General features: G+C 61.8%; 26 protein-coding genes. 14 read left to right on the plus strand and 12 right to left on the minus strand.

Annotation, left to right across the window (positions count from 1 at the left end; genetic code table 11):
* Nucleotides 1-95: 95 nt before the first annotated feature.
* Nucleotides 96-1325, plus strand: coding sequence for a CaiB/BaiF CoA transferase family protein (locus ACFRJ9_RS02575; RefSeq protein ID WP_377664090.1), 1230 nt, complete (start codon nt 96-98; stop codon nt 1323-1325).
* Nucleotides 1322-2131 (plus strand): enoyl-CoA hydratase/isomerase family protein, encoded by an 810-nt coding sequence (locus ACFRJ9_RS02580; RefSeq protein ID WP_377664092.1) that lies wholly within the window; start codon nt 1322-1324, stop codon nt 2129-2131. The genes ACFRJ9_RS02575 and ACFRJ9_RS02580 overlap by 4 nt, the downstream gene beginning before the upstream one ends.
* On the opposite strand, the gene ACFRJ9_RS02585 is transcribed toward ACFRJ9_RS02580, so the two are convergent.
* Nucleotides 2109-3320 (minus strand): epoxide hydrolase family protein, encoded by a 1212-nt coding sequence (locus ACFRJ9_RS02585; RefSeq protein ID WP_377664094.1) that lies wholly within the window; start codon nt 3318-3320, stop codon nt 2109-2111. The genes ACFRJ9_RS02580 and ACFRJ9_RS02585 overlap by 23 nt on opposite strands.
* A 149-nt stretch (nt 3321-3469) precedes the next feature.
* On the opposite strand from ACFRJ9_RS02585, the gene ACFRJ9_RS02590 reads away from it, so the two are divergent.
* Nucleotides 3470-4051, plus strand: coding sequence for a thymidylate kinase (locus tag ACFRJ9_RS02590; protein WP_377664096.1), 582 nt, complete (start codon nt 3470-3472; stop codon nt 4049-4051).
* 13 nt (nt 4052-4064) lie between these two features.
* On the opposite strand, the gene ACFRJ9_RS02595 is transcribed toward ACFRJ9_RS02590, so the two are convergent.
* Nucleotides 4065-4814 (minus strand): NUDIX domain-containing protein, encoded by a 750-nt coding sequence (locus ACFRJ9_RS02595; RefSeq protein ID WP_377664098.1) that lies wholly within the window; start codon nt 4812-4814, stop codon nt 4065-4067.
* Between the two features lie 74 nt (nt 4815-4888).
* On the opposite strand from ACFRJ9_RS02595, the gene ACFRJ9_RS02600 reads away from it, so the two are divergent.
* From ACFRJ9_RS02600 to ggt, 4 genes are all read left to right on the plus strand, one after another.
* Complete coding sequence (locus tag ACFRJ9_RS02600; protein ID WP_377664100.1) at nt 4889-5905, plus strand: SPFH domain-containing protein; 1017 nt, start codon at nt 4889-4891, stop codon at nt 5903-5905.
* Nucleotides 5906-5914: 9 nt separating this feature from the next.
* Nucleotides 5915-6817, plus strand: coding sequence for a hypothetical protein (locus tag ACFRJ9_RS02605; RefSeq protein ID WP_377664102.1), 903 nt, complete (start codon nt 5915-5917; stop codon nt 6815-6817).
* A gap of 216 nt (nt 6818-7033) precedes the next feature.
* Complete coding sequence (locus ACFRJ9_RS02610) at nt 7034-7981, plus strand: hypothetical protein (protein WP_377664104.1); 948 nt, start codon at nt 7034-7036, stop codon at nt 7979-7981.
* Between the two features lie 205 nt (nt 7982-8186).
* Nucleotides 8187-10022: a gamma-glutamyltransferase gene (gene ggt / locus ACFRJ9_RS02615; RefSeq protein WP_377664106.1), complete on the plus strand. Its 1836-nt coding sequence runs from the start codon at nt 8187-8189 to the stop codon at nt 10020-10022.
* 9 nt (nt 10023-10031) lie between these two features.
* On the opposite strand, the gene ACFRJ9_RS02620 is transcribed toward ggt, so the two are convergent.
* Together ACFRJ9_RS02620 and ACFRJ9_RS02625 are read right to left on the minus strand one after the other, a co-directional pair.
* Complete coding sequence (locus ACFRJ9_RS02620; protein WP_377664108.1) at nt 10032-10634, minus strand: NUDIX hydrolase; 603 nt, start codon at nt 10632-10634, stop codon at nt 10032-10034.
* Between the two features lie 189 nt (nt 10635-10823).
* A complete protein-coding gene (locus tag ACFRJ9_RS02625; protein ID WP_377664111.1) occupies nt 10824-11564 on the minus strand; it encodes a class I SAM-dependent methyltransferase in 741 nt (246 codons plus the stop codon).
* A gap of 1046 nt (nt 11565-12610) precedes the next feature.
* Between ACFRJ9_RS02625 and ACFRJ9_RS02630 the strand changes: the two genes are divergently transcribed.
* Both ACFRJ9_RS02630 and ACFRJ9_RS02635 read left to right on the plus strand, forming a co-directional pair.
* A complete protein-coding gene (locus ACFRJ9_RS02630) occupies nt 12611-12943 on the plus strand; it encodes an amidase domain-containing protein (RefSeq protein ID WP_377664683.1) in 333 nt (110 codons plus the stop codon).
* A gap of 24 nt (nt 12944-12967) precedes the next feature.
* On the plus strand, nt 12968-13387 hold the full coding sequence (locus ACFRJ9_RS02635; RefSeq protein ID WP_377664113.1) for a hypothetical protein: 420 nt from the start codon (nt 12968-12970) through the stop codon (nt 13385-13387).
* A 57-nt stretch (nt 13388-13444) separates the two neighbouring features.
* Here ACFRJ9_RS02635 and ACFRJ9_RS02640 read toward each other — a convergent pair whose 3' ends face one another.
* The 3 genes from ACFRJ9_RS02640 to ACFRJ9_RS02650 are packed head-to-tail and all read right to left on the minus strand — an operon-like array spanning nt 13445 to nt 17138.
* A complete protein-coding gene (locus ACFRJ9_RS02640) occupies nt 13445-14767 on the minus strand; it encodes an MFS transporter (RefSeq protein ID WP_377664115.1) in 1323 nt (440 codons plus the stop codon).
* Nucleotides 14764-16356, minus strand: coding sequence for an acyl-CoA synthetase (locus ACFRJ9_RS02645; RefSeq protein ID WP_377664117.1), 1593 nt, complete (start codon nt 16354-16356; stop codon nt 14764-14766). Before ACFRJ9_RS02645 ends, ACFRJ9_RS02640 begins: the two co-directional genes overlap by 4 nt.
* 17 nt (nt 16357-16373) lie before the next feature.
* Nucleotides 16374-17138 (minus strand): enoyl-CoA hydratase/isomerase family protein, encoded by a 765-nt coding sequence (locus tag ACFRJ9_RS02650; RefSeq protein WP_377664119.1) that lies wholly within the window; start codon nt 17136-17138, stop codon nt 16374-16376.
* Nucleotides 17139-17263: 125 nt separating this feature from the next.
* On the opposite strand from ACFRJ9_RS02650, the gene ACFRJ9_RS02655 reads away from it, so the two are divergent.
* The 3 genes from ACFRJ9_RS02655 (at nt 17264) to ACFRJ9_RS02665 (ending at nt 19220) form a co-directional block, all read left to right on the plus strand.
* Nucleotides 17264-18157 carry a LysR substrate-binding domain-containing protein gene (locus ACFRJ9_RS02655; RefSeq protein WP_377664122.1) on the plus strand — a complete coding sequence of 298 codons (894 nt, stop codon included), beginning with the start codon at nt 17264-17266 and terminating at the stop codon, nt 18155-18157.
* Nucleotides 18158-18292: 135 nt separating this feature from the next.
* The gene (locus ACFRJ9_RS02660; protein WP_377664124.1) at nt 18293-18541 is read left to right on the plus strand and encodes a hypothetical protein; all 249 of its coding nucleotides are present in this window, start codon (nt 18293-18295) and stop codon (nt 18539-18541) included.
* A gap of 61 nt (nt 18542-18602) precedes the next feature.
* Nucleotides 18603-19220: a DinB family protein gene (locus ACFRJ9_RS02665; protein ID WP_377664126.1), complete on the plus strand. Its 618-nt coding sequence runs from the start codon at nt 18603-18605 to the stop codon at nt 19218-19220.
* A gap of 61 nt (nt 19221-19281) precedes the next feature.
* Here ACFRJ9_RS02665 and ACFRJ9_RS02670 read toward each other — a convergent pair whose 3' ends face one another.
* The 3 genes from ACFRJ9_RS02670 to ACFRJ9_RS02680 form a co-directional block, all read right to left on the minus strand.
* Complete coding sequence (locus tag ACFRJ9_RS02670) at nt 19282-20043, minus strand: DUF4097 family beta strand repeat-containing protein (RefSeq protein WP_377664128.1); 762 nt, start codon at nt 20041-20043, stop codon at nt 19282-19284.
* Nucleotides 20044-20164: 121 nt separating this feature from the next.
* Complete coding sequence (locus tag ACFRJ9_RS02675) at nt 20165-21505, minus strand: FtsX-like permease family protein (protein ID WP_377664130.1); 1341 nt, start codon at nt 21503-21505, stop codon at nt 20165-20167.
* Nucleotides 21502-22281 carry an ABC transporter ATP-binding protein gene (locus ACFRJ9_RS02680; RefSeq protein ID WP_377664133.1) on the minus strand — a complete coding sequence of 260 codons (780 nt, stop codon included), beginning with the start codon at nt 22279-22281 and terminating at the stop codon, nt 21502-21504. The genes ACFRJ9_RS02675 and ACFRJ9_RS02680 overlap by 4 nt, the downstream gene beginning before the upstream one ends.
* A 106-nt stretch (nt 22282-22387) precedes the next feature.
* Here ACFRJ9_RS02680 and ACFRJ9_RS02685 point away from each other — a divergent pair, with 106 nt between their 5' ends.
* Both ACFRJ9_RS02685 and ACFRJ9_RS02690 read left to right on the plus strand, forming a co-directional pair.
* Nucleotides 22388-23554, plus strand: coding sequence for a histidine kinase (locus ACFRJ9_RS02685; protein ID WP_377664135.1), 1167 nt, complete (start codon nt 22388-22390; stop codon nt 23552-23554).
* Between the two features lie 37 nt (nt 23555-23591).
* Entirely contained in the window at nt 23592-24257 is a 666-nt protein-coding gene (locus tag ACFRJ9_RS02690) for a LuxR C-terminal-related transcriptional regulator (RefSeq protein WP_377664137.1), read from the plus strand.
* 11 nt (nt 24258-24268) lie between these two features.
* Here ACFRJ9_RS02690 and ACFRJ9_RS02695 read toward each other — a convergent pair whose 3' ends face one another.
* On the minus strand, nt 24269-24682 hold the full coding sequence (locus tag ACFRJ9_RS02695; RefSeq protein WP_377664139.1) for a hypothetical protein: 414 nt from the start codon (nt 24680-24682) through the stop codon (nt 24269-24271).
* Between the two features lie 101 nt (nt 24683-24783).
* Nucleotides 24784-25977 carry a Gfo/Idh/MocA family protein gene (locus ACFRJ9_RS02700; protein ID WP_377664141.1) on the minus strand — a complete coding sequence of 398 codons (1194 nt, stop codon included), beginning with the start codon at nt 25975-25977 and terminating at the stop codon, nt 24784-24786.
* Nucleotides 25978-25979: the final 2 nt, after the last annotated feature.

A 25979-nucleotide genomic window follows, 5' to 3' on the forward strand; every position in this document is an offset into this window, starting at 1 on the left:
CTTGACCACCCACTCCAGGTGCTCTACATTACAGGCGACTTCCCAAAATGGACCGATGGTTCATCTAGTGAACCGATGAACGAAAGGTGCACACCATGATCAAACCCCTCCACGGAATCACCGTGATCGACCTGAGCCGTGCGCTTGCCGGCCCCTACTGCACCGCACTCCTTGCAGATATGGGGGCGAGGATCATCAAGGTGGAAAGCGTCAACGGCGGCGATACAGCCCGTCAATGGCCGCCGTTCCAGGACGGGCACAGCCTGTACTTCGACTCCGTCAACCGCAACAAAGTGTCCGTGTGCCTTGATTTCTATTCGGCTGAGGGCCGTGACATCCTCTCAACCCTGATCGCCGGCGCCGACGTCCTGGTGGAGAACTTCAAACCCGGAACCCTGGACAAGATGGGCTTCACCGCGTCGCGACTGGAGGAACTCAACCCGGAACTCGTGGTCGGGTCAGTCACTGGCTTCGGCAACACCGGGCCGCTCAAAGACGACGCCGGACTCGACCAAGTCATCCAGGGCATGTCCGGGCTCATGTCCGTTACGGGACCCGGCCCCGGCACTGGTCCCGGTGAGGCCTACCGCGTCGGCATCCCGATCGTGGACATCACCTCCGGAATGGTCTGCGCTTTCGGGATCGTCTCGGCTCTGCTTGGCGTCCTCAACGGCGAGCGCGTTCGTCGCGTGTCCACGTCCCTGTTGGAAACCGCACTGAACCTGTCCGCGTTCCAAGGGCAGACTGCCCTCAGCCTTGGCAAAGCGCCGACGCCCCAAGGCAACAACCACCCCGTCATAGCCCCGTACGGCATGTTCGCCACCGCCACGGATTCCATCAACATCGCCGTGGGCAGTGACAAGCAGTGGCGGGCATTCTGTGGCTTGCTCGGTGTTCCTGCGGCCGTGGAGGACCCGCGCTTCGTCACCGGAGCCGACCGTTCGGCAAACCGCGACCAGCTGACGGAGCTGATTGAAACGGCGCTTGCGGAGAAACCGGCCGACCATTGGGTTCCACTGGTCAGCCAGGCAGGCATCCCTTGCGGCCCTATCTACAACTACACACAGGCCCTCGCCACGGAACAGGTGTCAGCCCTGGGACTCGTCCAGCGAAACCAGAGGCGGGACGGTTCGGACCTTCCCCTCCTTCGCGGGCCGCTCAGCCTGGATGGCGAGGCCAGCGAAATACTGTCGCCACCGCCCCTGCTGGGCGAGCACACCGCCCAAGTGCTGGTGGAGCTTGGAATGACGCACGACGACGTCACACGGCTTGAGCGCGACGGTCGCGTCCTCTGCGGCCCGGCAAAGATTGGAGTACAACGATGAGCACCGTTTCCGATGTCAGGGCTGGCCGCATGTCCGTCTCGATCACCGACGGCATAGCCACTGTGGAAATCTGCAATCTTGCTCAGCGCAACGCCCTGACCAAGGCCATGTGCCTGGAAATCCAGGAACTGATGCCCCGCCTGGACGCAGACCCGGATGTGGCAGTTGTGGTGCTGAGAGGTGCCGGAGATACGTTCTGCGCGGGCGCTTCCATCAGCGAACTCTCGTTCGTCCTCTTGGACCAGCAACCTAACGGATCGTTGGTGGACCACCTCAGCGGCGCCGATGCCGCCATTGCTTCCCTTTCAAAGCCCACAGTGGCGCTGGTGGACGGCGCCTGCATGGGCGGCGGCTGGCAGATCGCCTCCGCCTGCGACTTCATCATCGCCAACCAGCGCGCCGTGATCGGGCTGACTCCGGCCAAGATCGGCATCATCTACCCGCGGCCCGGCATCGAACGGCTGGTCCGGTTGGTGGGCCACGCCAACGCAAAGTACATCCTGCTCACCGGAAAGACGTTCAGCGCAACGGAAGCCCGGGCGCTTGGGTTGGTGGCCGACGTCGTTCCTTCCGAATCCTTTGACGTTCAGTGCCAGGCGCTGGTCACGTCGCTTCGGAGCCGGTCACACTTTTCCATGCATTCCATGAAGCGGTTGGTGGACCTGACGGACGCTGCCCACCCGGATATCAACCAAGAGTGGGCCGACGCCTGGGAGGCCATGCCGCACAGCCCGGACATGGAGATCGGCATCAACGCATTCCTCAACCGTGAGCAGCCGCAGTTCACGTGGCGGCCGGCGGGGTGAGCCTCCGCAGCTCGCGGAAGAAGCCGCGGACATCCTCGGTGAGGAGTTCCGGTTCTTCGAGCGCCGCAAAGTGGCCTCCGCGGTCCACGTCGTTCCAACGGACCACGGTGTTCTCCTTCTCCACGTAGCTGCGGATGGCGTAGTCATGGGCAAAATTGATGACTGCTGTGGGTACGTCTGTTCGCTCCTTGGACGTGCCCCAGCCGCTCACCTGACCATAGCCTGTAAGCGCCGCCGATCCCGCGGTCCGGGTGAACCAATACAAGGACACGTTGGCCAGGAGAAAATCCCTGTCCAGGATCTGGAGAACGTCCTTCTCTATGGGCCAGGTCCACGCCTGGAACTTGTCCATGATCCAGGCCAGCTGGGCGACGGGACTGTCGCTGAGCATGGTCCCGATCAGGCCCGGCCTGGTGGACTGGAGGGAGATGTACCCGAACTGCTGCCACATGAATTGCTGGATGTCATCCACTGCTCGGCGTTCCCGTGGCGTGAGACCCGCAACTTCCTCATCACTCAGGGGAAGCTCCGGCAAGGGGCCTGTTGTGCCGTTTACGTGAACGCCGATCACGCGCCCTGGAGCCACTCGTGCTACCTCGGGGCCGATCCCAGCACCTGCATCGCCACCCTGCGTGCCGAACGTCCGGTACCCCAGCCGGGCCATGACTTCGGCAAAAGCTGCAGCAATACGAGTATCGTCCCAGCCCGCGTCAGCCAACGGGCTTGAGAAGGCAAAGCCCGGAATGGACGGAATCACTACGTGGAACGCGTCCCTGGCGTCGCCGCCGTAATTCTGGGGTTCCGTCAACGGGCCCACGAGGTGCAGGAACTCAAGAAAGGACCCCGGCCATCCGTGGACGAGGATCAACGGCATGGCGTCAGGGTTGCTGGAGCGGACGTGCGCGAAGTGAATTCGTTGTCCTTCCACCTCCGTGCTGAAGTGCGGAATGGCGTTGATGCCTTGTTCGATTGCACGCCAGTCGAATTCGTCCCGCCAGTAGTCAACCAGTTCCCGCAGCCATGGATCGGGAACTCCCCTCGACCATTCCACACCCACCGGTGAAGGCCAGTTGTAGCTGGCTTCCGGCAGCGGCTCCGGGTAGCGCGCCTCGGTGAGACGACGGCGCAAACCGTCCACCTCGGACTGGGGAATGTCGATACGGAAAGGGCGGATCTCCGATGCTGTCATGCTTCTAGTCTTCTCCTAGATGCGGACACTTTCAGTCCTGTTTTCTTGTCTTTCTTGGGGTCTATGCCTCGGCCGGAAACGTGACCTGCACCTCATGCAGGGACAACTTGAGCCCTTGCCGCGTTGAAAGAGTGACGAGGGGAGGCCTCATGCTCATTGTTCTGACTGGAATCGACGGTTCAGGAAAAACGACGGCGGCCCGCGCCTTGGTCGATTCGGCTCGCGCTGGGGGCAGGAACGCCCTGCTGCTCAGCAACCACGCTGCCCGGAAGCGGCTCTCGCTTCTCAGCGAGCGCTTTGGCTGGGACTTGCCGCCCAGGTTTGCGGATTTCATAGAGACCATCGTCCGCTTGGCCACTGTGCTCTTTTCGCATGCCCGCGCCCAAAACTTCGACGGACTCGTGGTGATGGACCGCCACCTCCACTGCCAACTCGCACTGCGCCAAGCCAGCGGGTTGGATCGCGGCCGGCTGATTCCCTGGCTGCTGGAGAAGCTTCCGGCAGCGGATGTCATGGTGCACTTCGCCGTTGATCCCCGGGTTGCCCATGAACGGGTCATGGCGCGCGGGACGGACAAGGAATCATTGGCTGACCTGCAGGCATTCCGGGCAGCCTACCGCTCACTTCCGGAGTTCGGTGACTTTGTTGTGGTGGACGCCAACGGCACGCCGGACGAAGTGCTGGCCGAACTGAACCGGGTTATCGCCGCGACCGAGCCCATCCCGGCGTGAGCCCCTCGCAACGTCACTCCCGTGGGCGCATCAGCGGTGGGTTCAGCACCGCGCGGGTGGGCTGTCCAGCCGTCGGACGTGCCGCAGGGGCGAGCCTGAAAAGCGCAGCCGGGCGCCCGGCGTCGCCAGTTGTCATGCGACCGGTGTCCTCCAGGAAGCCGGGTGTCCTCGTCGCTTTTCGATGGAAGTTTCGCGGGTCCAAACGGGTGCCCCAGACCGCCTCATACACAGCGCGGAGCTGGGCAACGGTGAATTCTCCGCCGCAGAAGGCCGCACCAAGGGGTGAGTATTCGAGCTTGGACTTGGCCCGCTCCAAGGCGTCATCGAGGATCCGCGCGTGGTCGAAGGCCAACTCTGGAACATCCCGCACCGGATACCACCCTGCCTGCTCAGCGTCGCTGCCGGCCGCCAGCACCGGGAAATCAGGCGCCAGCAGCAGGTGAGCGACCGTCAGGACGTCGCCGCGGGGGTCGCGCCCCTTGGGCCCGTAGCTCCCCAATTGCTCCAGGTGCCCAGGTAGATGCTCGACGCCGGTCTCCTCCGCGAGTTCCCGGCCCGCCGCCTCGAGCAGGTCCTCACCTGACAGGACAAAGCCGCCCGGCAGTGCGAGTTTGCCGCGGAAGGGCTCGATAAGGCGGGTGATGAGCAGGACGTGCAGCTCGCCGTCGCGCACCGTAAGGGCAACGACGTCGACGGTCACCGGGAAGCGCTGGGGCGCCGAAGGGGATTCAAGCATGTAGCAATCGTAGGGAATTATCGTCATGTTGACAATAATGCGCGACCACCCTACGGTTTAGTTATCGTCAAGATGACGAGAACAATGAAACGGAGAACATCATGGCCACTATCAAGCGCTACCCCTGGATCAGCCACTTCCTCGGCAGCCCCACCGGCTACGTCGTGCACCTGCAGAAGGGTGCGGTCAAGCACCAAGGAGTGGGCCAGGCATTCTTTTTCCGCCCCGCGAACTCGGTACTGAGCGAAATTCCGGTGGACGACCAAGAACTGCCCACCCTCTTCCACGCCATCACCCGCGACCACCAGGACGTCAGCGTTCAGGCCAACGTGACCTACCGATTCATCGATCCCGTGGCAGTTTCCACACGCCTCGACTTCGGCCTGCAAATGGCAGGCAAGGCACCGGCCACCGGTCGCGAACAGGTGTCCACCATCATCGGCCAGCTGTGCCAGAGCCACGCGATAGACCAGATCGCCACCACCACCCTCGCCGAAGCACTCGAGCGCGGGGTCAGCCAGCTCCGGCTGGTACTCACCGATGCGCTGCGGGCTGACGCCAGGCTCCAGTCCACCGGCATCGAGATCCTTGGTGTGCAGGTCCTCGCGGTTCGCCCGGAATCCGACGTGGAACGTGCGCTGCAGACGCCCGTGCGTGAACAGCTCCAAGCCGAAGCGGACCGGGCCGTGTACGAAAGGCGGGCAGTCGCCGTCGAACGCGAACGTACTATCTCCGAGAACGAGATGGCGAGCCAGATCGAACTGGCCGTCCGCCGCGAAAACCTGGTGGCGCAGGAGGGTGCCAATGCCCGGCGCGCAGCTGAGGAAAAAGCCGCCGCGGGACTCATTGAGGCTCAGGGATCTGCTGAACGAAAGGGCATTGGTGCCGCCGCCGAAGCGAACCAGATCCGCCTGGTCGGCGAAGCAGCCGCAGCCCGCGAAGCCGCCACCATGGAGGTCTACCGCGGCATGGAGCAGGCCACCCTGCTCGCTTTGGCGCTTAAGGATGCAGCCGGCAGCCTGCCGAATATCGGGAACCTCACCATCACTCCGGACCTGCTCAGCGGAGCACTCGCCGGGCTGTTCAAGGAACCCGCCGCCGCTGAAGCAGCCAAGTAAGGAGCCGTCATGGCAACCCCGCGCATCGTCATTGTCCACCGGCGGACCGAACTGCAGGAACTCCTTGATCGGCACGCAACTCGCGGCCAGGCCGAGTTCTTCCTCAGCACCCGCGGCCGGAGTATCCGTGACGTTCAGGACAGGCATGATCGCCTCACCGCCGCCCTCGCAACCATTCGGGCGGCTGTGCCTTCCGACTGGCGCACGGCGGAAGTGGAACGCGCGGACCTCAGCAGGTTCCTGCTCACGGCGGAGGACGTCATCGTCGTGGTGGGGCAAGACGGTTTGGTGGCGAACGTGGCCAAGTACCTAAATGGCCAGCCGGTCATCGGCATCGACCCCGAGCCCGGCGCGAACCCTGGCGTCCTGGTCCGTCATACCCCGACGGCCGCCGCAGCTCTCCTCTCTTCGGGCGACGCGGGACGGTTGCGCTGCCAGGACCTCACTACAGTGACAGCAACGCTCGACGACGGTCAGCAGCTTTCGGCGCTCAACGAAGTTTTCGTCGGGCACGCCTCGCACCAGTCGGCGAAGTACACGCTCGCTGCCCCGAGTTTCACCCAGGCGGGCGGACAGACCGAGAGGCAGTCGTCGTCGGGCCTCATCGTGTCCACGGGCACCGGCGCCACCGGGTGGTGCGCCTCCATCGCTTTGGAACGTGGCGGCCGGGCATTGCCGACTCCAACCGATCCCCGGCTCGCATGGTTCGTCCGCGAAGCCTGGCCCTCCCCCGTCACCGGCGCCTCATTGACCGAAGGTGTGCTGGAAACCGGCGAAGCACTGCGGATTACCGTCGCATCCGACCAACTGGTGGTGTTCGGCGATGGCATGGAGGACGACCGGCTCACTGCCTCGTGGGGGCAGGAGATTACGGTGCAGTTGGGGCAGCGGCCGTTGAGGTTGGTTGCGTGAGCCCGTGCGGCCACCACCAACATTGACCTCGAATAGTGGCGGACACGCCCACTTTCTGCCGCGTCCCGGCCCCGCAGCATTCAAAGTTGGTGGCAACGGCCCGCGCCATGGCCAACAGTCTCCCCTTAGCATTAATCCATTCGGTGTATTATTTATGGATTGGCCCGCTTCTTCATGCCCGGGGCCGAACTTCCTGACTCACACCGAGGAGCTCCCTTGAGCCATCCCGAGCAAACCGAGGAACAAGTCCGAGCTCCCAAGGCTGCCGCTTCGAGTGGTCGCACTGCCGCGTGGGCCTCGTTGCTCGGGCTACTGGCAGGCGTCCTGGGCCTCGCGCCATGGCTGATCAGCGGTGCGAAGCTGCCGCTGCAGAACATGTGGGAGTCCGAGGCTCGTCCCGAGCACATGCCATTGGCACTGTTGCCCCTCAGCCAATACGAGCTCACCACCATTGTTGCCCTGGTGACCGTGGGCGGGGCTGCGGCAGGGCTGGCCGTGCGGCTCTGGTCACCGGAACACCGCAGGCTGGCAACGTGGTGCGCAGTGGGTGGTGTCCTCGTGGTCCAGATCGTGGCAGCAGTCCAATCGTTCACTGTGCTCAACCAAGGTCTCGCGAGCGGGCAGATGGCGAGCATCTATTTCTTCGGCCTGCTGGCCGGAGTCATCCTTTCCCTTGCCGCCAGCGTCGAGGCAGTACTCCTCTTCGCCTCGACGTCGCGAGTCGCCACAACATTGGGCGTCGGGCTCATGGCCATCCCCTTCACGTCCTGGGTCGTCGAATGGGTTGTCGGCTTGGTGGGGTACATCAACGTACCCCCGGTTGTGTCCACTATGGCGCACTGGCTTCCGGCGATCCTCGTTGGCCTAGCCCTGGCATGGTGCGGCCTTCGACCTCGTTGGCGGGCGGTTGTGTGGCTGGTCAACCTTGCTTTGCTGTGGTTCGTTCCCGCACTCTTCATCTCAGTCAACTACGTGCTTGGATCGCGCGTGCTGGCGGGCGATCTTGAGGAAATGCTGTTGATGAGCCGCCAGATTCTCACAGCAACCCTGGGACCCCAAGGCGGTGCGGCCCCCCTGGTTTTGTTGGCTTTGGTCTTCGGAGTTGTTGGGGTTGGGGTCCGGGAAGTCGCTTCGCGACAGCGCAGGCAATCCGCGTTGCGCTAAGCCAAAAGTCCCCCACTTAAAGAAAATCAGCCCGAGCCGTGAGGCGAGCGGGCTGATCGTGTTAGGCCTGAAACTGTCCCCGTCACGGACCTCCTTCTACCCTCAGCACAGCTCACATTCAACCGTTGTCCCTCGCAGAACCCCGGGGTAGGGTGACCGGACCGTCCACCCACATCATCGTCTGGGAACAGTCTGGGAGAACACCATGACACATGTGAGACGTCAGCTGGCTGCTGTCACGGCAGCCTTGGCACTAAGCGTAACGAGCGGAGCTATCGCGAGCCCGGCGTTCGCGGATCCGCGGGAAACCGAAAAGAAACCCACGGCCACCGGCTACGGCGGAGCCGTGAGTACCGTGGATCCGGAAGCTTCCGCAGCCGCCATCGAGGTCCTGAAGAAGGGTGGCAACGCGGCCGACGCAGCAGTCGCAGCCGCCGCAACCTTGGGAGTTACTGAGCCCTACAGCGCAGGCATCGGCGGCGGTGGCTACTTCGTTTTCTACGACGCCAAAACCAAACAAGTGGGCACCATCGACGGCCGCGAGACCGCACCCGCCAACATAAAACCCGACGCATTCATCGACCCCGCAACAGGCAAGCCCTACAACTTCACGCCCGAACTTGTGACCAGCGGCGTCTCAGTGGGAGTCCCGGGCACACCCGCAACGTGGGAGCGCGCGCTGAAGCGCTGGGGAACTCTTGACCTCGGCGAGGCGCTGAAGCCAGCCATCAAGGTGGCCAACCGAGGATTCGTGGTGGACGAGACCTTCCGCCAGCAGACCTTGGACAACAAGCTTCGTTTCAACACGTTCACTTCCACCCAGGACCTGTTCCTTCCCGGTGGGGACGCTCCCGCCGTCGGAAGTGTCTTCAAGAACCATGACCTCGCGGCAACCTATCGCCTGCTCGCCAAGGAGGGCACCGACGCTTTTTACGGTGGCCCGCTCGCAAAGGAAATCGCCACGACTGTGCAGGCTCCCCCGAAGTCAGACGCAACAACGCTTCCTGTCCCGGTCGGCGTCATGACTACCCAGGATCTGGCCAAATACAAGGTTCTGGACCAGGACGCGACCAAAGTGGGGTACCGAGGTTACGACGTCTACGGCATGGCGCCGTCCAGCAGTGGCGGCACCACGGTTGGTGAAGCGCTGAACATCCTCGAAAACTACGACCTCAAGGACATGCAGCCAGCCGACGCTCTTCACCACTATTTCGAGGCGAGCGCCCTGGCCTTCGCAGATCGCGGCGCCTTTGTGGGCGACCCCGCTTTCGTGAATGTCCCCACCAAGACATTGCTCGACCCCGTTTTCGCCAAGGAACGCTCTTGCGAGATTGATCCGACGACGGCAGCAACCAAGCCGGTCGCCCCTGGTGACGTTCAGAAGTACGACGGCGCGTGCCCGGCTGCCGTGGCACCGCTCGCCGATGAATCGGACACCGAGAACATCTCCACAACGAACCTGACTGTTGCGGACAAGTGGGGAAACGTGGTGGAGTACACGCTCACCATCGAGCAGACCGGCGGATCCGGAATCGTAGTTCCGGGCCGTGGATTCCTGCTTAACAACGAGCTGACTGATTTCAGCACCGTTTACAGCGAAACTGACCCCAACCGGATCCAGCCAGGCAAGCGGCCTCGTTCCTCGATGTCGCCGACCATCATTTTGAAGGATGAGAAGCCGTTCCTGGCGCTTGGATCCCCGGGCGGTTCAACCATCATCACCACAGTTCTGCAGACAATTCTGAACCGTGTTGATTTGGGGATGGACGTGTCTGAAGCCATTGCCGCGCCACGGGCGGCGCAACGGAACACTGCCAACGTCACGGCGGAGCCAGCGTTCATCGACGCCTACGGACCGGCGCTGACCCCGTATGGCCACACACTGGTTCCTGCTGGAGATGCCTTCACCTCCGCGGCCGAGATCGGTGCTGCGACAGCCATCGAGTTCGGAAAAGACGGAAAGGTGACAGCCGCGGCCGAGCCTGTTCGACGAGGCGGTGGTTCGGCGATGGTGGTGAAACCGGTCAAACCTGGGAGGTAGACCCTCGCCTCAGTATCCCGGCAAGAGTCCGCGGACTGTCGCCTGGAGCTTTTCCAACTCGGCTCCCTCTTGGGTGCTGACGGCAAATTTCATGAGGCCCCGGCATGCGAGTCCCGCGTCCGTCAGCTCACCACCAAGCAGGAAATCGATCAGTTCGTCGCTGGGCAGGAGTCGCACGTGGCCCGCCTCTGAGGGGTCCCACGACGGATCTCCAGAGGGGCGGGCTTCTGCTGCGATGGCCAGGTGCTTCCGCCGGGATGAATTGGCGGACCACCACTCGGATCCTGCGTAATAGATGGCTGGTGATTCATAGCCCGTTTCCTCTGCCAGCTCCCGGTGAGCGGCTAATTCAGGGGCTTCCCCGAGGTTCACGAAACCACCAGGAAGTTCCAGCAGCGTCCTCCCTGGACCTACGCGAAACTGTTCAAACAACACCACATCGGCGCCTCCCTCTGTGAAGGCAAGCATGGCGGCGGAGTCGGGACCGGCAATGACGTCCCATTCGGAGACGGACCCGTTTGCTTCCAAGTACGTGTCCTTATTAACAGTGACAAAGCCCTTGTAGGCCCGGGTGCTCCACAGTTTGCGCCACAATTCGTCCGAATCGGTCAAGATGGGCGGTTGTTCTTGAGCTCCCGGCTGTATCTCCACACCATCACCAACGATGCAGCCGCGATGATGATTCCGGAAAGCATGGACCACTGGGGTTGAACTGAAGCAGAAAGGAAAATCGACACAGCATAGGCAGCGAGAACCAAAGCCAAAAGGAGCCAAAGCAACGGGTTTCGATTCATGATGACCTCACTTTCCGCACACCCATAGTTCAACGTCATTCAGGCCATCGGTCGGCGTCACGATATGCACCGGTCGGCGTTCGATGATGTTGAGACGTTCGGCGGAAATCTCCTCCTCGAGAAGGCGACTGCTGACGAAGGGCACGTCAGTGGCGTACTCAGACGAGCGGTAGGTGCCACCCTCGTTGAAGCTGACATGGATCATGGTCACGTGCCGGGCACCATTGACAGCATCGCGGCTTTCCCGAGTGATCAGGCATGAATCGTCGCCAAGAGCCGAAACTGACGTGCCGCCGTCGTTCGTCTCTGATGCTTGGTGAGTGTCCGCGTTCAGGACGGTCATGAGGAAGCGGCCGTCCGGCGTCAGGCATTCGCGCACTCTCCGGAAGAGCTCTCGCCGGTCCGCTGGATCCAGGAGCGTGATGAAACTGGCACCAAGAACGACGCAACCGAACCCTCCGTCGACTTCAAAGCGGACGGATACTTCCGGTGAAGAATCGACGGCGGTCAGCGGACGACCCAGCGCGAGGAGCGGACCAGTGATCCGGCCCGACCCAACGGCCAACTCCAGGATTGGCCCCTTGGTCTTGCGGGCCTCAGCAACGATCTCGGAAACTTCGGTCATGTCCTTGGCGATCACCCGATCGTAGAGACGGGATGCTCGGCCCTTGCACAGCCCATCAGGTGGATCGATGGATCCCAGGACCTGCAGGATGGCGTCAACGGTTTTGTCCGGTGCGATGATCATCAGCCTTGCTCTCCAGTAGTACGAGTCGTGTTACCGGAGCACGCGGACGGCGGCGGAACATTGCACCGCCCGCGTGCACCGGCATATACGACGCTATGGCGGTCTGAATACCCACAGGCTGATAAGGCCAAATTAGGTGGTCGATAGCCCAAAAAATAGGGGGTTTCGGGGGCATCTAGGTGGTGTCTGAGGGTTGTCTAGGTGGTGCCGAACGCCTTGACCCGCATGACTTCGGGCTCAGCTTGGGAGCGGTTATGCTGGGGCACTCGACGATTGGGGACGTCTGAAATGAAGAAAATCTCTGGGAAAAGCGCCAACAGCTATTGGTTGGCCTTGGCCGGCTGTTACGGGCTGACCATTGGCGTAGCTACGATGACAACCATGCCGTGGCTGTTGATTGTGGGCGGCGCTTTCATTGTCTTTCCCTTGATCGTGGGGTTCTTCTACGGCCAGATCGGCCACAAGGTCCAGTACCACCTCGCCCCGGAAAGGCCCGCGATCATCATTGCTGCCACTGCCTTCGCGGTGGCTGCGACGCTGCTGCATGGTTCACCAATCGCCGTCTGGGCTGCCCCTTTCCTGGCCTTGGCCGCCTTCGTTGGCCCTTGCGCTTCTCCCGAGGCTAAGCACTCTTTGCAGGTCCCAGGACACTGGCAGGCTTCCAGAAAGCTCAAACCATCGGCGCACGCACCACTTTGGCCTCCGTTCGGAGCGCACCTCCTGGTACGTCTTCGCTACTGGCCATCATGTTCAGTACAACCGAAGGCACAGCACCTAGACCGATCAATTCACCACTCATTTCTGGCGTCATTACCACCTAGAGCGCCCTAATCAACACCTATTTTCAGGTTTTCAACATCTAAACGCAAAATCTGGCCCTACGTTCAGAAGTTCATCAACCCAAGAACGTGTGGAGACTAAGAATGCAAGCACATGTAAGACGAGTGGGCGCGACCGGATTAGTGTTATTGATTCTCATGGCTACGCACAGATAGTCCATTTCACCAAGAACAAAAACGAGAAAGAGTGGACAATCGAGCCCAAGGATAAGCACGTTCGCAGCAGGTTACGACTACGGAGCCATGACATCTTACGCGAGATCGTGGGCTTACGGTCGCAATCCAATTTTTCGACAGTTTGGTAACGACTGTCAAAATTTTGTTTCGCAAAGCCTGCATGCCGGAGGGTGGGTAGAGCAACCAGGTTGGTACCTGTCGGACGCCGGATGGTGGTACAGCGGGCCAAACCAGAGCCGTCCGTGGGTAAATGCCCAAAGGGATATCCGGGTCAGCTACCACACGAATGATACGTTGAACAGAAGCATCTGGAATCTGCATTCCTCATTTCCTTACGCAGCCTGGTATGCGCTTCGAACGTAACTGAATCTAGGGAGATCCAAGTTCATGAAGCGGCATTACCGCGGAGTTCTGCATATAGCCCTTGCTGCGATCCTTTGTCTTACACTGGCCAGTTGCGACAATATCGCCAACCCGGATATGGGCCAACGCGACTCCACGGCACAAGCTGTGCTCGATGCTGTGCGCGGCGGTGATACGGACAAACTTCTCGACCTCTCGGCGACTGACATGCAAGCAAGAGAGGAGGCTGCCGAAATCTTGGTGGCCCAGGCGGAAGCACTCGACGGCAGAGTCAACCTCTCATGGACCGAACGGCACTCACCCGATCATCAGGAGGCGACAGCGACTGACGCTGACGGCGACAGTATCTCCTTCGGGCTTTCCTGGCTCCAGGCAGAGTGGAAGCTGATACTGGGAGAGGCAGGTCCACCCCTATCTCCAGCAGCCAGCTCAAGTCCCTCATAGAACTCCGGCTGCCCAGTCATCAGACTGAGCAGCCGGGGCACCAGGCGCGAAATAGACCTACAGAACCGTGGTCCGGGACAGTGACAGGTTCTTCGTCTCGCGGAAGAACAGGACCACAACCACGGCTGACACGAGTGCCATGCCCATGAGGTAGAAGGCCGGAGCCAGCGGTGTCCCGAAACCAGCCACCAGGCCGGTCGCCACGAACGGAGCGGTCCCACCGAACAGTACGTAGGCCAGCGTGTAACCGATCGCAGATCCGGAAGCCCGAACCGATGACGGGAACATCTCCACCAGGGCCGGCACGTTGGACGTACCGATGACAGCCACCAAAGCACCCAGAATGCTGGTACCCAGGATCGCGAAGCCGAGTCCCAACGGCATGATCGAGAAAGCCGGAATAGTCATGACCACAAAGCCAATACAGGCCACCAGCAACATGGGCTTGCGTCCATAGCGATCGCTGGCACGGGCTGCCAAAGGGCAAACCGCCGTGTAGACGAGCATCGTAATCACGCTGGTGATCATTGATTCGGCCGATGAGTAGCCCAGGCTCGAGGTCATGTAGGCGATCATGTAGCTGCTCATGAGGTAGTACGCGATGGCATTGGTGATGCTGTACCCGAAGAGTGTGAAGATCTGCCGTGAGCACATCCGGATGGCGTCGCCGAGGGGCCGCTTGGCCACTTCGCCCGTCTTCTCCAGCCCACGGAACACCGGCGTGTCGTCAACCCTTGACCGTATATAGAGGCCAATCAGGCCTAGTGGCGCAGCCAACAGGAAGGGAATCCTCCAGCCCCACGCTTGAAGGTCGGCGGAGCTCAGAGTGGAAGTGATGGCTACGCCCAGCAGCGCACCGGCAACCGAGGCCAGGCCAACGGTGGCCGGGATGATGCTCGCGTAGGTGGCCCGCTTGCCTTCCGGCGCATACTCAACAATGAAAGCCGACGACCCCGTGTACTCCCCGCCGGTCGTAAAACCCTGGACGGCTCGGAACACGAACAGCAGGATCGGAGCCCACACGCCGATCACCGCGAACGTCGGCAGGATGCCGATGCAGAACGTCGCCGCGCTCATGATCAGCACGCACAGACCAAGCATCTTGTTGCGGCCAATCCGGTCACCATAGCGTCCAAAGAATGCCGCTCCGAGCGGCCTGGCTATGAAGCCGCCGGCGAAGATCGCCCACACGGCCAGCAGTGACGCCGTCGTGGAGTAATCCGGAAAGAAGAGCTTCGCGATGGTGACGGACATGACCGCATAAGCCGCGGAGTCGAACCACTCAACGAAATTTCCGACGGCGGCCGCCGCGGCTACGCGCTTCAGGCTGCGCCGGGGGGAAGACTCGGTTTCAGCGACTTTCTCGGTCATCGTATTCATGATTGTTGTCCTTCGAGGCGGGGAGAGGCTACAACGTGTGGGAGTTCGCGGAGCTGGGCCCGCTGGACTTTTCCGGTGGCCGACTTCGGCAGCGCGGTGACGTATTCAATGAACCGGGGGTACGCGAAGCGGGAGAAGTTCTCCTTCACGTGCGCCACGATGGTTTCGCTCAGGTCCGCTCCCCCAGCGTGACCGGGCATCAGTTCGATCCATGCCTTGATGGACTGGCCGCGGAGCTCGTCGGGCACGCCGGTCACTGACACGTCCCGCACGGGATCGAGTTCGCGGATGACTGCCTCCAGCTCATAAGGGCCCACACGGTATCCGGACGTTTTGATGACGTCGTCGGTCCTCCCCAGGAACCAGAAGTAGCCGTCATCATCCGTGTAGGCCTGGTCCTTCGTGTGGTACCAACCGCCCCCGAATGCCGTGGCCGACGCCTCCGGCATGTTCCAGTATCCCAGCGGAAACTGCGGGTTGGATCGCGCCCGAAGGCAGATCTCGCCGGTCTCGCCCGCAGCTACTTCCTGCTCGTTCTCGTCCAGGAGCCTGACCTCCCAGCCCGGAAGCGGCTTGCCCATGGAACCCGGCTTGACCGGCACATCAGGGTAGTTCCCCAGCAGAGGATACGACTCCGTAGAACCGTAGTAGTCCAGCAGCGTCAGCCCGTACTGCGATTCGAACCAAACGATCAAATCCGGCGTCAGCGGCTCATTGGACGAGCAAACCGTCCGCAGGGACAGCGGGAAGCGGCTACCGGCGTCGGGCACGTCTTCGCGCATCTTGCGCAGGAACGTCGGATTGACCAGCGCGCTGGTGACGCGGTGGCGGCTCATGCTGTCCAGCAGGGCTGCGGGGTCGAAGCCGCCGTTGGGCCGGAAGACCAGGTGCGTGGCGCCGAGCCGGAGCGGGCCCATGAGCTTGGCAAGCGACCACGCCCAGTCCCCCGCACCATAGAACACATCGCCGTCGCCGATCTGGTGGCAGTACTCGAATTCGTTGTGGCCCAGCAGGGTCCGGTGCGCGTGGACGATTCCCTTCGCGCGGCCGGTAGTGCCCGAGGTGTAGAAGATGAGCGCGGGGTCGTCGGCTTTGGTTTCGACGTCCACGAATTCTGGTGCGGCAGCCGCGATGTCCGGGCTGTCGATGTCGATGAACGTGCCGTCGTAGTCCTTGAACAGGTGCTTCGCGGAGCCCTCAGCGATGATCACCGTCGCGCCGCTGTCCTCCAGCCGGAACCGGATCGGCTCGGCAGCCCAGAGCAAGGACATCGTGACCAGGATGGCGCCGGTCCTGAGCACACCGAGGTACGCGGCCGGGGTGTCGGAACGCTGCGGCAACAGGACGGCGACGCGGTCGCCCTTCTTGATGCCGGCCTTTTGGAGGGTGGCCGCGATCTGCCGGGAGCGGTCCTGGATTTCGCCCCAGCTCACCTCGCGTTGACCTTCGACGGCGGACTCCAGGATGAGTGCCCGCTTGTCCCTTGGGTGGTGGTCGGCCACGTCGACGGCCATGTTGTAGAGCTCCGGCACCTCCCAGCGGTGGCTGTTCCGCAGTTCGGTATATCGGTCTTGGGTTGCTGTTTTCACGTTGGTGTCCCGTCTTCTCAGCGGCGGCCGGCGAGGAACCGGGCCATTTCGCGCTGCGGTTCTCCGGTGCCGTAGGCCTCGCGGTGCACGCGCTTGGCTTCTGCCATGGCGTCGCTCAGGTCGTCGTCTTCCAGGCTGCGCAGGCGGTTCTTGGTCAAGCGGACTGCACCCGGAGGAAGGAGGCTCAAGCGTGCGGCGAGGTCCTCGGCGTAAGCCAGCACGCCGCCGTCGTCCGCCAAGTAGTTAAGGAGGCCAAGACGCTGGGCCTCGGCAGCGTCCACCAGTTCGCCGGTAAGGACGAACTGGGAGGTCTTGGACTTGCCCAGGATGCTCCACATGGCCCAGATGCCGGTGATGCTGGGGATCCCGGAGAGGACTTCAGGCTGACCCATGCGGACTTTGGAGTCACCGACGCGGAGGTCCGAGAGGAGTGAGTACTGGAAACCGGAGCCGGCGGCGACGCCGTTGACGGCCGCGATGGTGATCTGGTCGAGGTTGCGGACGGCGCGGTAGAGGCGGTCGAAGCCGTCGATCCAGGCCTCGGCGGACTCGTGATCCTCGGGGTTCATGGACGCGGTCTCGGCCAGGTCCTGCCCGGCGCAGAACGCGCGGCCGCTGCCGGTGAGGATGACTGTGCGGACGTCGTCGTTGCCTTTGAGGCCTTCCAGGTAGTCGATGAGTTCGCCGCGCATGGCCTCGGTCCAGGCGTTGAGCTTGTCCGGGCGGTTGAGCGTGATGATGGCGGTGGGGCCGGTCTGTTCGAAGAGGACATCCTGGGACACGGTGTTTCCTTTGGTTCGTTGGGGGTTCGTTGGGGGTTTCTTGAGTTCCATCTGACCATCGGTGAATGTGACCCGTCTAACATCAATATCTACTCGGCTTGATACCAAACTGATATGGTGCGGCGATGGACCTCCACCATCTCAAGTACTTTGTTGTGCTCTCTGAGGAGCTGCATTTCGGTCGTGCGGCACAGCGTTTGCACATGGCTCAGCCGCCGCTTTCGCAGCGCATCAAGGATCTGGAGAAAGAGCTCGGGGTGCTGCTGTTCCACCGGCGCCGCACAGGTGTGGAGCTGTCCGAAGCCGGAGCTTTGCTGCTGGAGCATGCGCGTGGGGTGCTGGATCACGTGGCCATGGCGCAGGAGTCGATGCGACGGATCCGGCCCGGCGCTTCGGGCGTCCTGCAGGTGGCGGTGCCTCCGGACACGAATCCGGTTGCCCTGTCCACGATGGTTTCTTTCTTTGCTGCGTCTGCGCCAGACGTTCTGTTGAACCTGCACGAGCTCACCACCGTTGAGCAGGTTGAGCGACTGCGCGACGGCGAACTGGACGTCGCGGTGGTCCGTCACCCTTTGAGCAGCGTGGGTTTCGAGTCGGGGGCTATGTATTCTCGTGCGCTCGGGGTGGTGCTGAACGCTGCGCATCCGCTGGCTTCATTGGACTCTGTGCGGCTGGGCGATCTGGCCGGGAATCCGCTGGTCATCTTCCCGCGGCACATGGCCCCGACGCTGTACGACTCGTTCCTGCACACGTGCCGGGATTCCGGGTATCTTCCGGCTGCGATCGTTCACGCGCGGAATCAACACTTCACGCACGGGCTGATCATGGCCGGCCGTGGGGTGCACTTCAACGAAGAGCCGTGGACGCCGTTGCCGTCGGGAATTGTGTGGCGGCCGCTGGTTGGTGATCCCTTGGCTTGGCGGACGTCGGCATTGTGGTTGAAGAGTCGACGGTCAGCTGAGACGGATGCATTTGTGGCTGCTGTGGGTGCGGGGCTGGAGACGGGCGGGCATGCGTGAGGGAGGTCTTCCGCTTGAAGATGATCCTCGGAATTCATTGGCGCATTGCCCGCCATGGGCACTCCTACCCATTTTGGCTCCCTGTCCGCGCTGATAATTTGGCCATATTCGTTCAGACCTATTTGGGGAGAGACTATGAAGCGTGGAAAGACCATTGTCCGTATTACGGCAGCGATCGCACTTGCCGCCGGAGGCCTCGCGGTTGCGGTGCCCGCGCAGGCTGAGGGTTACTCATACCTGTACCCGACAGACTTCAGCACGCAGTCCGCGTGCAACACGAAGCGCCTCACGATGAACTCGTCCTGGACCCGGGCGAGTCAATGCTTCATCATGACCGACACCGGAAAAGTCGTGTGGAAGTTCTCCGTCACGGTGCGTGGATAGAGACGAACACCGACAGCGCTTAGGCGGCTAACGGCATCTCGTGGAGGTTAGGCTCTATGCCATGATGACCAACCAGCGACTCAAGCCACTGCTCGAGCAGTACGACTGGGCGACGGAACGACTTCTCAGTCGCCTCGCCGGGCCCACCAGCAACTCGGGTGATGACAGCGAGGTCGTCGTACCGGTACTGACGGACGCTGAGTACCTCTGGGAACCGGTCGCCGCATGCTGGTCGGTGCGTAGGCGCGCCGATGGGCCCGGACCGGGCGCCATCAAGCTCATCGGCGCGGGCGAGTGGGGGCGGGACGGCGCCCCCGAAAGTCCGTGGCCTCCGCCCCTCACCACGATCGCCTGGCGGCTTGACCACATCTCCGAGACGCTGTTGGGCCGAGCCAACCACCTCGGGGGCGACCGAACGTTCGATCGAGCGACGTACGAATCACGACCAGATGCAGCCGGCGCTATCGAGAGATTCCGTCAGGCTGCAGCCGACTGGCGCCGGGTACTACTCAGTGTCGACGAGTCCGACTATGACCGGACCGGGCTAAGCAGCTACCCGTACGGCAGCGACGCCGAGGAGACGTTTCCGTCGATCGTGTGGTGGGAGAACCAGGAGATCCTGCACCACGGAGCCGAGATCGCGCTGCTCCGCGACCTCTACGTTCACCAGGCTCAGTAGCGACGAGCGCGGACAGCTCAACTGGCGGATTATCAGGCGGGTACAGCGGACAAGGTGAAGCCTACTGGCCGTTCATTATGGAGATGTCCCCGTTGCGAGTGTCCACCTGTATGGCACGCATGCTCGCGCTGGATTCGGCGACGCTTACGGTCACCTTGCCATGCTTCGTCTTCGTGTCCACCCGGTAGTCCGATTCAGGAAGGGCTAGTTCGACGTTTCCATCATCACTTTTCACACCGACATTGTCCGGTACAGCCCCGAAGCGTAACTGAACCTCACCATTGTCCGAGGTTGCGGTCACGGACGGCGCCGAGATCCTGTCTCCGGCGATGTTTCCGTTGTCACTTGTCAGATCAAGCTTGTGGCCGCTGAAGTTGTTCAACCGAATGTTTCCCTTGCCCGTGGTTGCTGTTAGATCTGTGCTGATTTCGGAAGCCTGGATTGAGCCGTCGGTGTTTTCAGCACTGATCACGGCGTTTCGGGGCACCTTGACCACGTAGCGGGCCTTGCAGCTGATCGAGACTCCTGCACAGCCGGTCTTGAGCGTCAGCGTGTTTCCTGCGAGAACCCATTCCGACTCGGGGGCGTTGCCATTGACAGAGCCGCTGACTTGTCGTTCCACCTGGATATCTTGAATATCCGCCGGAACAAGCTCAAGCTCCGAGGCATTGGACTCTATCGAGAGATTCGTGCCCGTGAATTCGAAGGTCTTTGAATCCTTGGGAGCATCGGCCAGCTCATCACCGCTGCTGCAAGCGGTGGCGGCAAGTGAGATGGTGCAGGCTGCGAGGATTGCGGGCAGGGCCCGGTATCGAGAGGTCATGGGTGGGGTTCCTTGGGATCTATGAGTTCGTGAGACGGTTTGGACTGAATTGTGGATTGCGACCTGCGTGAACTGAATCTCCGCAAGGTGATCGCCATTGGACATCGCGCGTTGGAGGAGCTCATGTGCGAAGGACTCGCACGGCGATCGTTCGCGAGGCTTGGGCAGATTGAACTGCGAGCGCCAGGCAGGTCGTGCCGAGCGTTGCAAGGGCCAGTCCGCCAAGAATGATCCACGGGATCCCGGCAAACAGGCCAAAGGCATCGATTCGGGCACCTGTGGCGATGGTGATGCCGGTGATGGCGAGAGTGAGCGCGCCGAAGACGATGGCAGTGCCGGCGTAAATGACGCCTTCAAGGATTGCTGATTGCGCAATGACTCCGGGCGGGGCGCCTGCGACGCTGATCAGTGCCGAGTCGCGTCGTCGCTCCTTTCCCACCAAAGCGATAACGGCCAGACCACCCACCCACGCGACAACGAAGACCCATCCCAGTACCACCAGGACGTCTCCCAAGCCTGCGGTGCTGTTTGGCATCACGTTTCCCATCACGATGAAAAGCCCGACGAGGGAGAGGGACAGCGCGAAAGGCAGCACTGTGGTGACACTTCGTGCGGCACGGGTGCGGCACGACTGCACGGCCAGATGCCAAGCTACGTTTCGCGAGGGTACCAAAGCGGTCCACAGCTTCATCAAGGGTGTGAGTACCCAGGGACCCATGAGAAGCAGCAGACAGATGAGGAACAAATTTCCGGCGAATGCGAAGGCAGTTCGTTGAGCCAAGCCGCCCCCGAGTTCTAGTCCGAGCCCGGGAATCCACATGCCGACTACACCGGCAAAGAGGCACAGCGCGAAGATGCTGCGCGCGATCCCGGGCCTGGCGGCTGAATCGGTTGCGTCGCGGAATGCTCGTATTTCGGGTGTTCGCGCAGCCCTTGTGGTCACGCCCCATCCGCCAAGCAAACAGGGGATGATCCCGGAGAGCAGACAAATACCGACGTGCCATAACTGGAATGCCACAGAGGCGTTGTGGAGGTTGAGCCCGGTATTGGCCCATTGCTGAATGGTGATGCCAGCCACCAGATGGGCTGGCAAAATGGCCAACGTGCCGGCGATCAGCCCCAGCACCATGAGCTCGATGCGAAGAGTGGCCCTGACCTGGTGGCGCGGGATCCCTAGGATCACCCACAGCGCGTGCTCCCTGCGTTGCGTCGTCAAGGTCAGCCCGACGGTTGAAGCAATGACACCCATGGCGGCGAGCACCGTGAAGAAAACGATGTTTCCCCCGAGTGCAATGGAAGCCGAGACCATTCTCGAATCGTCGGCAGTCTGGGCGGCCGAGATAGTCGTGAACATGGCGATGAGTGAGCCGGCCGCACATGCGGCACCGATGAGTGCGCAGGACAGCGCCCACAACCACATAGCCGCCTGCATGCGAATGTCGGCCAGGACGAGGCGGATCATGAGCTGGATCCGACTGTTTCGTCCTCAGATTGAGCGGCGAGCACCGCTTCGCCCACGGCATGAGCATCGCCTCCCGGGAGGATCCGTTGCACGCGACCTGAGCCCAAAACCACCACGTGGTCAGCGCGGGCTGCGGCGTGGGGATCGTGGGTGACCATCACCACCGAAGTCCCTTGGGCAGGCAGTGCCTGCAGCCAATCCAGCACCACATGGCCGGACTTGAGATCCAGCGCACCGGTTGGCTCGTCCGCGAACACGATCCGCGACTGATTGGCGACAACCCGTGCGATAGCTACGCGTTGACGTTCACCTCCGGACAAACGGTCGGGCCGTCGACGCGCAAGCTTGCTGATTCCCAGGCGGGTCATGGCCTCTGAGACCGTGGCGCGTGGGATTCGGTGGCCCGCCAACCGTGCGGGAAGTGCGATGTTGTCTTCGACGGTCAGGGAGCTGACCAGATTGTATTCCTGAAAAACGAAGCCAATGTTTTGGCTGCGAAATGCGGCGCGCTGACGGGGGTTGAGTGCGAGCGTGTTCGTGCCGAGGACTTCGATGGAGCCGGAGGTCGCTTGTTCGAGCCCCGCAGCACACAGGAGCAGCGTAGATTTGCCCGAGCCAGAGGGGCCCACGATCGCCGTGAGGCGCCCCTCCGGGATGTCCAAGGTGATGTCCTGAAGGACTTGTGTGATCTCCTTACGACGTCCGGGCACGGGAAACCCCATGGTGACCCCGCGCAAACGGATGCACGGGTTGAGGGACTTATTGTTGTGTGGCATGTACTCATCCAACGCTGAATTTGAAGTCAGGGCACGGGTATTAGCCCCCTAGGGTGGTAGAGCTGGCTCTACATTCAGCACGAGGGCCTCCCGGTAAAATGGGTGAATGCCGCACTTTCATTCCGGTCGTCGTGTGCTCACGGAGATCATCGCGGGTGCGGTTTTTCCGGTGATACTCGCCAGCGTGGTCGTCCTGCCAATTTCGGCGATCGCTGTAGCCGAGGCCGACCGACGTCGTGCCCTGTTTTGCGGTGCACCATCCATGCCGCTGCGCCCACCTGGGCAAAGCTGGAGATCGTGGATCCGCCTTCGCCTGGGAGATTGGGCATTGTGGCGCACAGACCTGCCCGTCTTTCTTACCGCACTCGTGTTGTGTGCGTTGTCTTTGATCGTCTCGTTCTTCGGACTCATCAGCACCTCGGTGCTCGTTTTCAATCCCGTGCTCTGGGCCTTTGGGATCGAAGCGGTAGTTGGACCGTTCAAGCCGATGAGTTTGCAACAGGCCTGGGTCGCTGTACCGGTAGGTCTACTTCTCGGGGTCGTAACTGCGGCCGTCCTGACGGCAATCTCGTTGCTACGCGATGCTTCCCTCAAGGCGTTCCTCACGGCCTCGGAGCAAGACCTGATCGCCAAACTCGACAAACTACGCAGCAGTCGGGCCTCATTGACTGAGGCATTCGAAGCCGAGCGCCAACGGATCGAACGCGATCTTCACGATGGGGCGCAACAGGAGCTTATGGCAGTCGTGTTGCGTCTGGGAATGTTGGAGGCCGCAGCCCTGACCCGGGAAGAAACCTCCCTCTCCAGGCAAGCCACGAGCGCCAGAGAGCAAGCCGAGCACGCGCTGGAGCGCTTGCGGCAAACCGTGCGTGACATCCATCCCCGGGAACTCAGCGATTTCGGGTTGAAAGTTGCCGTTGAAGAACTCGCTGCACGCTCACCGTTGCGCATCGAATTCACGGCAACGGGCGAGGATTCCCTGTTGTCTTCACCCACAGCTGCGGCAATCTACTTTTCCATTTCGGAGGCACTCACGAATATAACGAAGCACGCGGAGGTGGACCAGGCCTGGATCGAACTACGGTGTGGGGGCGCTGGGGTCTGGGCGCGGGTGCGCGACGAAGGCAAGGGTGGAGTCGACATTGCGGCGGGGTCCGGTCTCGCGGGGCTAAGGGAACGGATGAGGAGCATCGGTGGGGACCTCGAAATCAACAGTCCAGTAGGCGGTGGCACAGAAGTGACAGCCTCGGCACCGTGTGAACCAACATGGTAAATATGGAGACTTTCCTCCTGCTACTTCGGATGTACTCATGAAAATTGTGTTGGCTGATGACAGCCTGTTGATGCGGGCCGGCATTCGCGAAATATTGATGTCCAACGGACACGAGGTGATTCGTGAGTGCGAAAGCGCATCGGAGCTCATCCTTGCTGTCGATTCACTCGCGCGCGACGCGGAACTGCCGGAGCTGGTACTGACCGACGTACGGATGCCACCAGGTAACACCGACGATGGACTTCGCGCGGCCATCGAGCTGCGCTCCCGGCATCGGGGGCTGCCCATCCTCGTACTCTCTGCATACGTCACAGGCCCGTATGTGAGGGAACTATTGAAAGGTCCGGGAGCAGACGGGGCAGTGGGCTACCTGTTGAAAGAGAAGGTGGGTCGCATTGCGGACTTCCTTCGCGTCCTGGACACCGTCGCAGGAGGAGGTGTGGTTATTGATCCCAAAGTTGTCAGGCATATCACCCATACAGGCTCAGAACACGGCCCCTTGGCACGACTCACTCCTCGTGAACAGGAAGTGTTGGCCTTGATGGCGGAGGGACGTTCAAACGCGGAAATTGCCCAGGAACTCTTTCTGTCTGGTGCTGCAGTAAGTAAGCATGTGGCGAATGTATTTCTCAAAATGGGGATGCCACCAGGCCAAGACAACCGTCGGGTGAAAGCGATCCTGACATGGTTCGAGTACCACTAGCTCGCCCGCTCCTAGCCGCCGGCCAGCCGCCCATCCGGACGCTGCCGCAAGGACCTCAAAGCGAGCGCGTACAGCAAGCCGCGGGCCACACCGAACAACCAAGGGAACGGCAGGTCGAAGCCTAACCAGAACACCGCTTCCACAGGGAGAAGAGCCAGCCCAACAACCAGCCCGGACTTGAGCCCCCGCCATGCCAGCCAAGCCGCCCACGACGCGGCCAGGACTACCACGAGGAACGCCAGGAGCAGCGCCACGAAGGCCCAGCTTTGCAAGCCGTCCCACGGACCTGCGTACATCGGGAACAGGTCCATGAACATCGGCAGGTAGCCGTTCTGCAGGAGGTAGATGCCGACTGGAATCGCCGGGATCCCGAACGCCGCGGCGTAGACCCACGTCAGCACTGCCGCCACTCGCGCTTTCTGCATCGTCTTCCTCGTTTCGGCCAGCCCCTGTGCCTCCGGCCCATCCCCAGCGGAGTCAATTACAACCAGTGTGGCGCAGGGTCTTTCGCGGCGAAACAGGCCAACTATTTTGCGCCCAGAACCTGAAGATCACCGATTCCCTTGGTGACAGCTGGAACCTCAGTCACCACACTCCTGTTCCGCGCCGACTCTTCGACGGCGGCCAGCACCCGCTGGATCTGCAGCCCGTCATCGAACGACGGCGACGGCTGGCTTCCGTCGCGAACAGCAAGGAGGAAGTCGCGAACCTGGTGCGTGAAGGTGTGCTCCCAACCAATGATGTGCCCCTGCGGCCACCACGCTGCAGCGTAAGGATGCTCGGGTTCGTTGACCAGGATCCGCCGGAACCCTTGCTCCCGCACGGGAAGTGTGGCGTCCAGAAAGCCGAGTTCGTTCAGGTTTTCCAGATCAAACGTCAACGAACCCAAAGACCCGTAGATCTCTATCTTTAAAGAGTTCTTCTGTCCGGTAGCCACTCGTGACGCTTCTACCGACGCGCTGAGGCCGCCGGTCAGGCCTAAAGTGGTCCACGCGGCGTCGTCGACCGTCACCTTCTCCATTCCACCGGGGCCGGGGCGCTCGGCCACAAAAGTCCGCAACGTTCCCGTCACCTCAGTAACGGTCTCACCCGTGAGGTGTTGGACCTGGTCGATGGCGTGGGAGGCGATGTCGCCCAACGCGCCGGACCCGGCCGTTTCCTTGCGGAGCCGCCAACTCATGGGGGTTTCGACGTCGGATAGGAAGTCTTGAAGGTAAGCGGCACGGACGTGCCGCACAGTTCCGAGACGTCCATCGGCAATCAACTCCCGGGCCAACGCGAGCGCAGGGACGCGGCGGTAGTTGAAGCCGATCATCGACTGCACACCCCGGTCCCGCGCCGAAGCGGCCGCTTCCGCCATCAACTCAGCCTCGCCCAGAGTGTTTGCGAGCGGCTTTTCCACGAGCACATGCTTCCCGGCAGCCAGAGCTTCCAGAGCGATCTCCGCGTGCATCCAGCCCGGGGCGCAGATGTCCACGATGTCGATGTCGTCCCGCGAAATCACCGAACGCCAGTCAGTAGCGGATTCGGCCCAGCCGTACTTCGCGGCAGCCTCTGCAACCAAGGCGGCGTCCCGGCCAACCAGCATTTTCTGCTCGAAGGCCGGGACGTCAAAGAAACTGGCCACATTCCGCCACGCGTTCGAGTGGGCTTTCCCCATGAAGGCGTAACCGATCGCGGCCACACCCAGAGGACGGCCACTAGGAAGAGGAGTATTCATCG

Source organism: Paenarthrobacter sp. NPDC056912 (genome assembly GCF_042786555.1).
Taxonomy (GTDB): Bacteria; Actinomycetota; Actinomycetes; order Actinomycetales; family Micrococcaceae; genus Arthrobacter.

Excerpts from the sequence above, each read along its gene's own strand:
- ACFRJ9_RS02695 (WP_377664139.1), bottom strand. The coding sequence starts at position 24,682 with ATGCAGAAAGCGCGAGTGGCGGCAGTGCTGACGTGGGTCTACGCCGCG.
- ACFRJ9_RS02635 (WP_377664113.1), top strand. The coding sequence starts at position 12,968 with ATGAAGCGGCATTACCGCGGAGTTCTGCATATAGCCCTTGCTGCGATC.
- ggt (WP_377664106.1), top strand. The coding sequence starts at position 8,187 with ATGACACATGTGAGACGTCAGCTGGCTGCTGTCACGGCAGCCTTGGCA.
- ACFRJ9_RS02625 (WP_377664111.1), bottom strand. The coding sequence starts at position 11,564 with ATGATCATCGCACCGGACAAAACCGTTGACGCCATCCTGCAGGTCCTG.
- ACFRJ9_RS02690 (WP_377664137.1), top strand. The coding sequence starts at position 23,592 with ATGAAAATTGTGTTGGCTGATGACAGCCTGTTGATGCGGGCCGGCATT.
- ACFRJ9_RS02595 (WP_377664098.1), bottom strand. The coding sequence starts at position 4,814 with ATGACGATAATTCCCTACGATTGCTACATGCTTGAATCCCCTTCGGCG.
- ACFRJ9_RS02585 (WP_377664094.1), bottom strand. The coding sequence starts at position 3,320 with ATGACAGCATCGGAGATCCGCCCTTTCCGTATCGACATTCCCCAGTCC.
- ACFRJ9_RS02680 (WP_377664133.1), bottom strand. The coding sequence starts at position 22,281 with ATGCCACACAACAATAAGTCCCTCAACCCGTGCATCCGTTTGCGCGGG.
- ACFRJ9_RS02590 (WP_377664096.1), top strand. The coding sequence starts at position 3,470 with ATGCTCATTGTTCTGACTGGAATCGACGGTTCAGGAAAAACGACGGCG.
- ACFRJ9_RS02670 (WP_377664128.1), bottom strand. The coding sequence starts at position 20,043 with ATGACCTCTCGATACCGGGCCCTGCCCGCAATCCTCGCAGCCTGCACC.
- ACFRJ9_RS02665 (WP_377664126.1), top strand. The coding sequence starts at position 18,603 with ATGATGACCAACCAGCGACTCAAGCCACTGCTCGAGCAGTACGACTGG.
- ACFRJ9_RS02660 (WP_377664124.1), top strand. The coding sequence starts at position 18,293 with ATGAAGCGTGGAAAGACCATTGTCCGTATTACGGCAGCGATCGCACTT.
- ACFRJ9_RS02605 (WP_377664102.1), top strand. The coding sequence starts at position 5,915 with ATGGCAACCCCGCGCATCGTCATTGTCCACCGGCGGACCGAACTGCAG.
- ACFRJ9_RS02580 (WP_377664092.1), top strand. The coding sequence starts at position 1,322 with ATGAGCACCGTTTCCGATGTCAGGGCTGGCCGCATGTCCGTCTCGATC.
- ACFRJ9_RS02575 (WP_377664090.1), top strand. The coding sequence starts at position 96 with ATGATCAAACCCCTCCACGGAATCACCGTGATCGACCTGAGCCGTGCG.
- ACFRJ9_RS02600 (WP_377664100.1), top strand. The coding sequence starts at position 4,889 with ATGGCCACTATCAAGCGCTACCCCTGGATCAGCCACTTCCTCGGCAGC.
- ACFRJ9_RS02685 (WP_377664135.1), top strand. The coding sequence starts at position 22,388 with ATGCCGCACTTTCATTCCGGTCGTCGTGTGCTCACGGAGATCATCGCG.
- ACFRJ9_RS02655 (WP_377664122.1), top strand. The coding sequence starts at position 17,264 with ATGGACCTCCACCATCTCAAGTACTTTGTTGTGCTCTCTGAGGAGCTG.
- ACFRJ9_RS02675 (WP_377664130.1), bottom strand. The coding sequence starts at position 21,505 with ATGATCCGCCTCGTCCTGGCCGACATTCGCATGCAGGCGGCTATGTGG.
- ACFRJ9_RS02640 (WP_377664115.1), bottom strand. The coding sequence starts at position 14,767 with ATGAATACGATGACCGAGAAAGTCGCTGAAACCGAGTCTTCCCCCCGG.
- ACFRJ9_RS02700 (WP_377664141.1), bottom strand. The coding sequence starts at position 25,977 with ATGAATACTCCTCTTCCTAGTGGCCGTCCTCTGGGTGTGGCCGCGATC.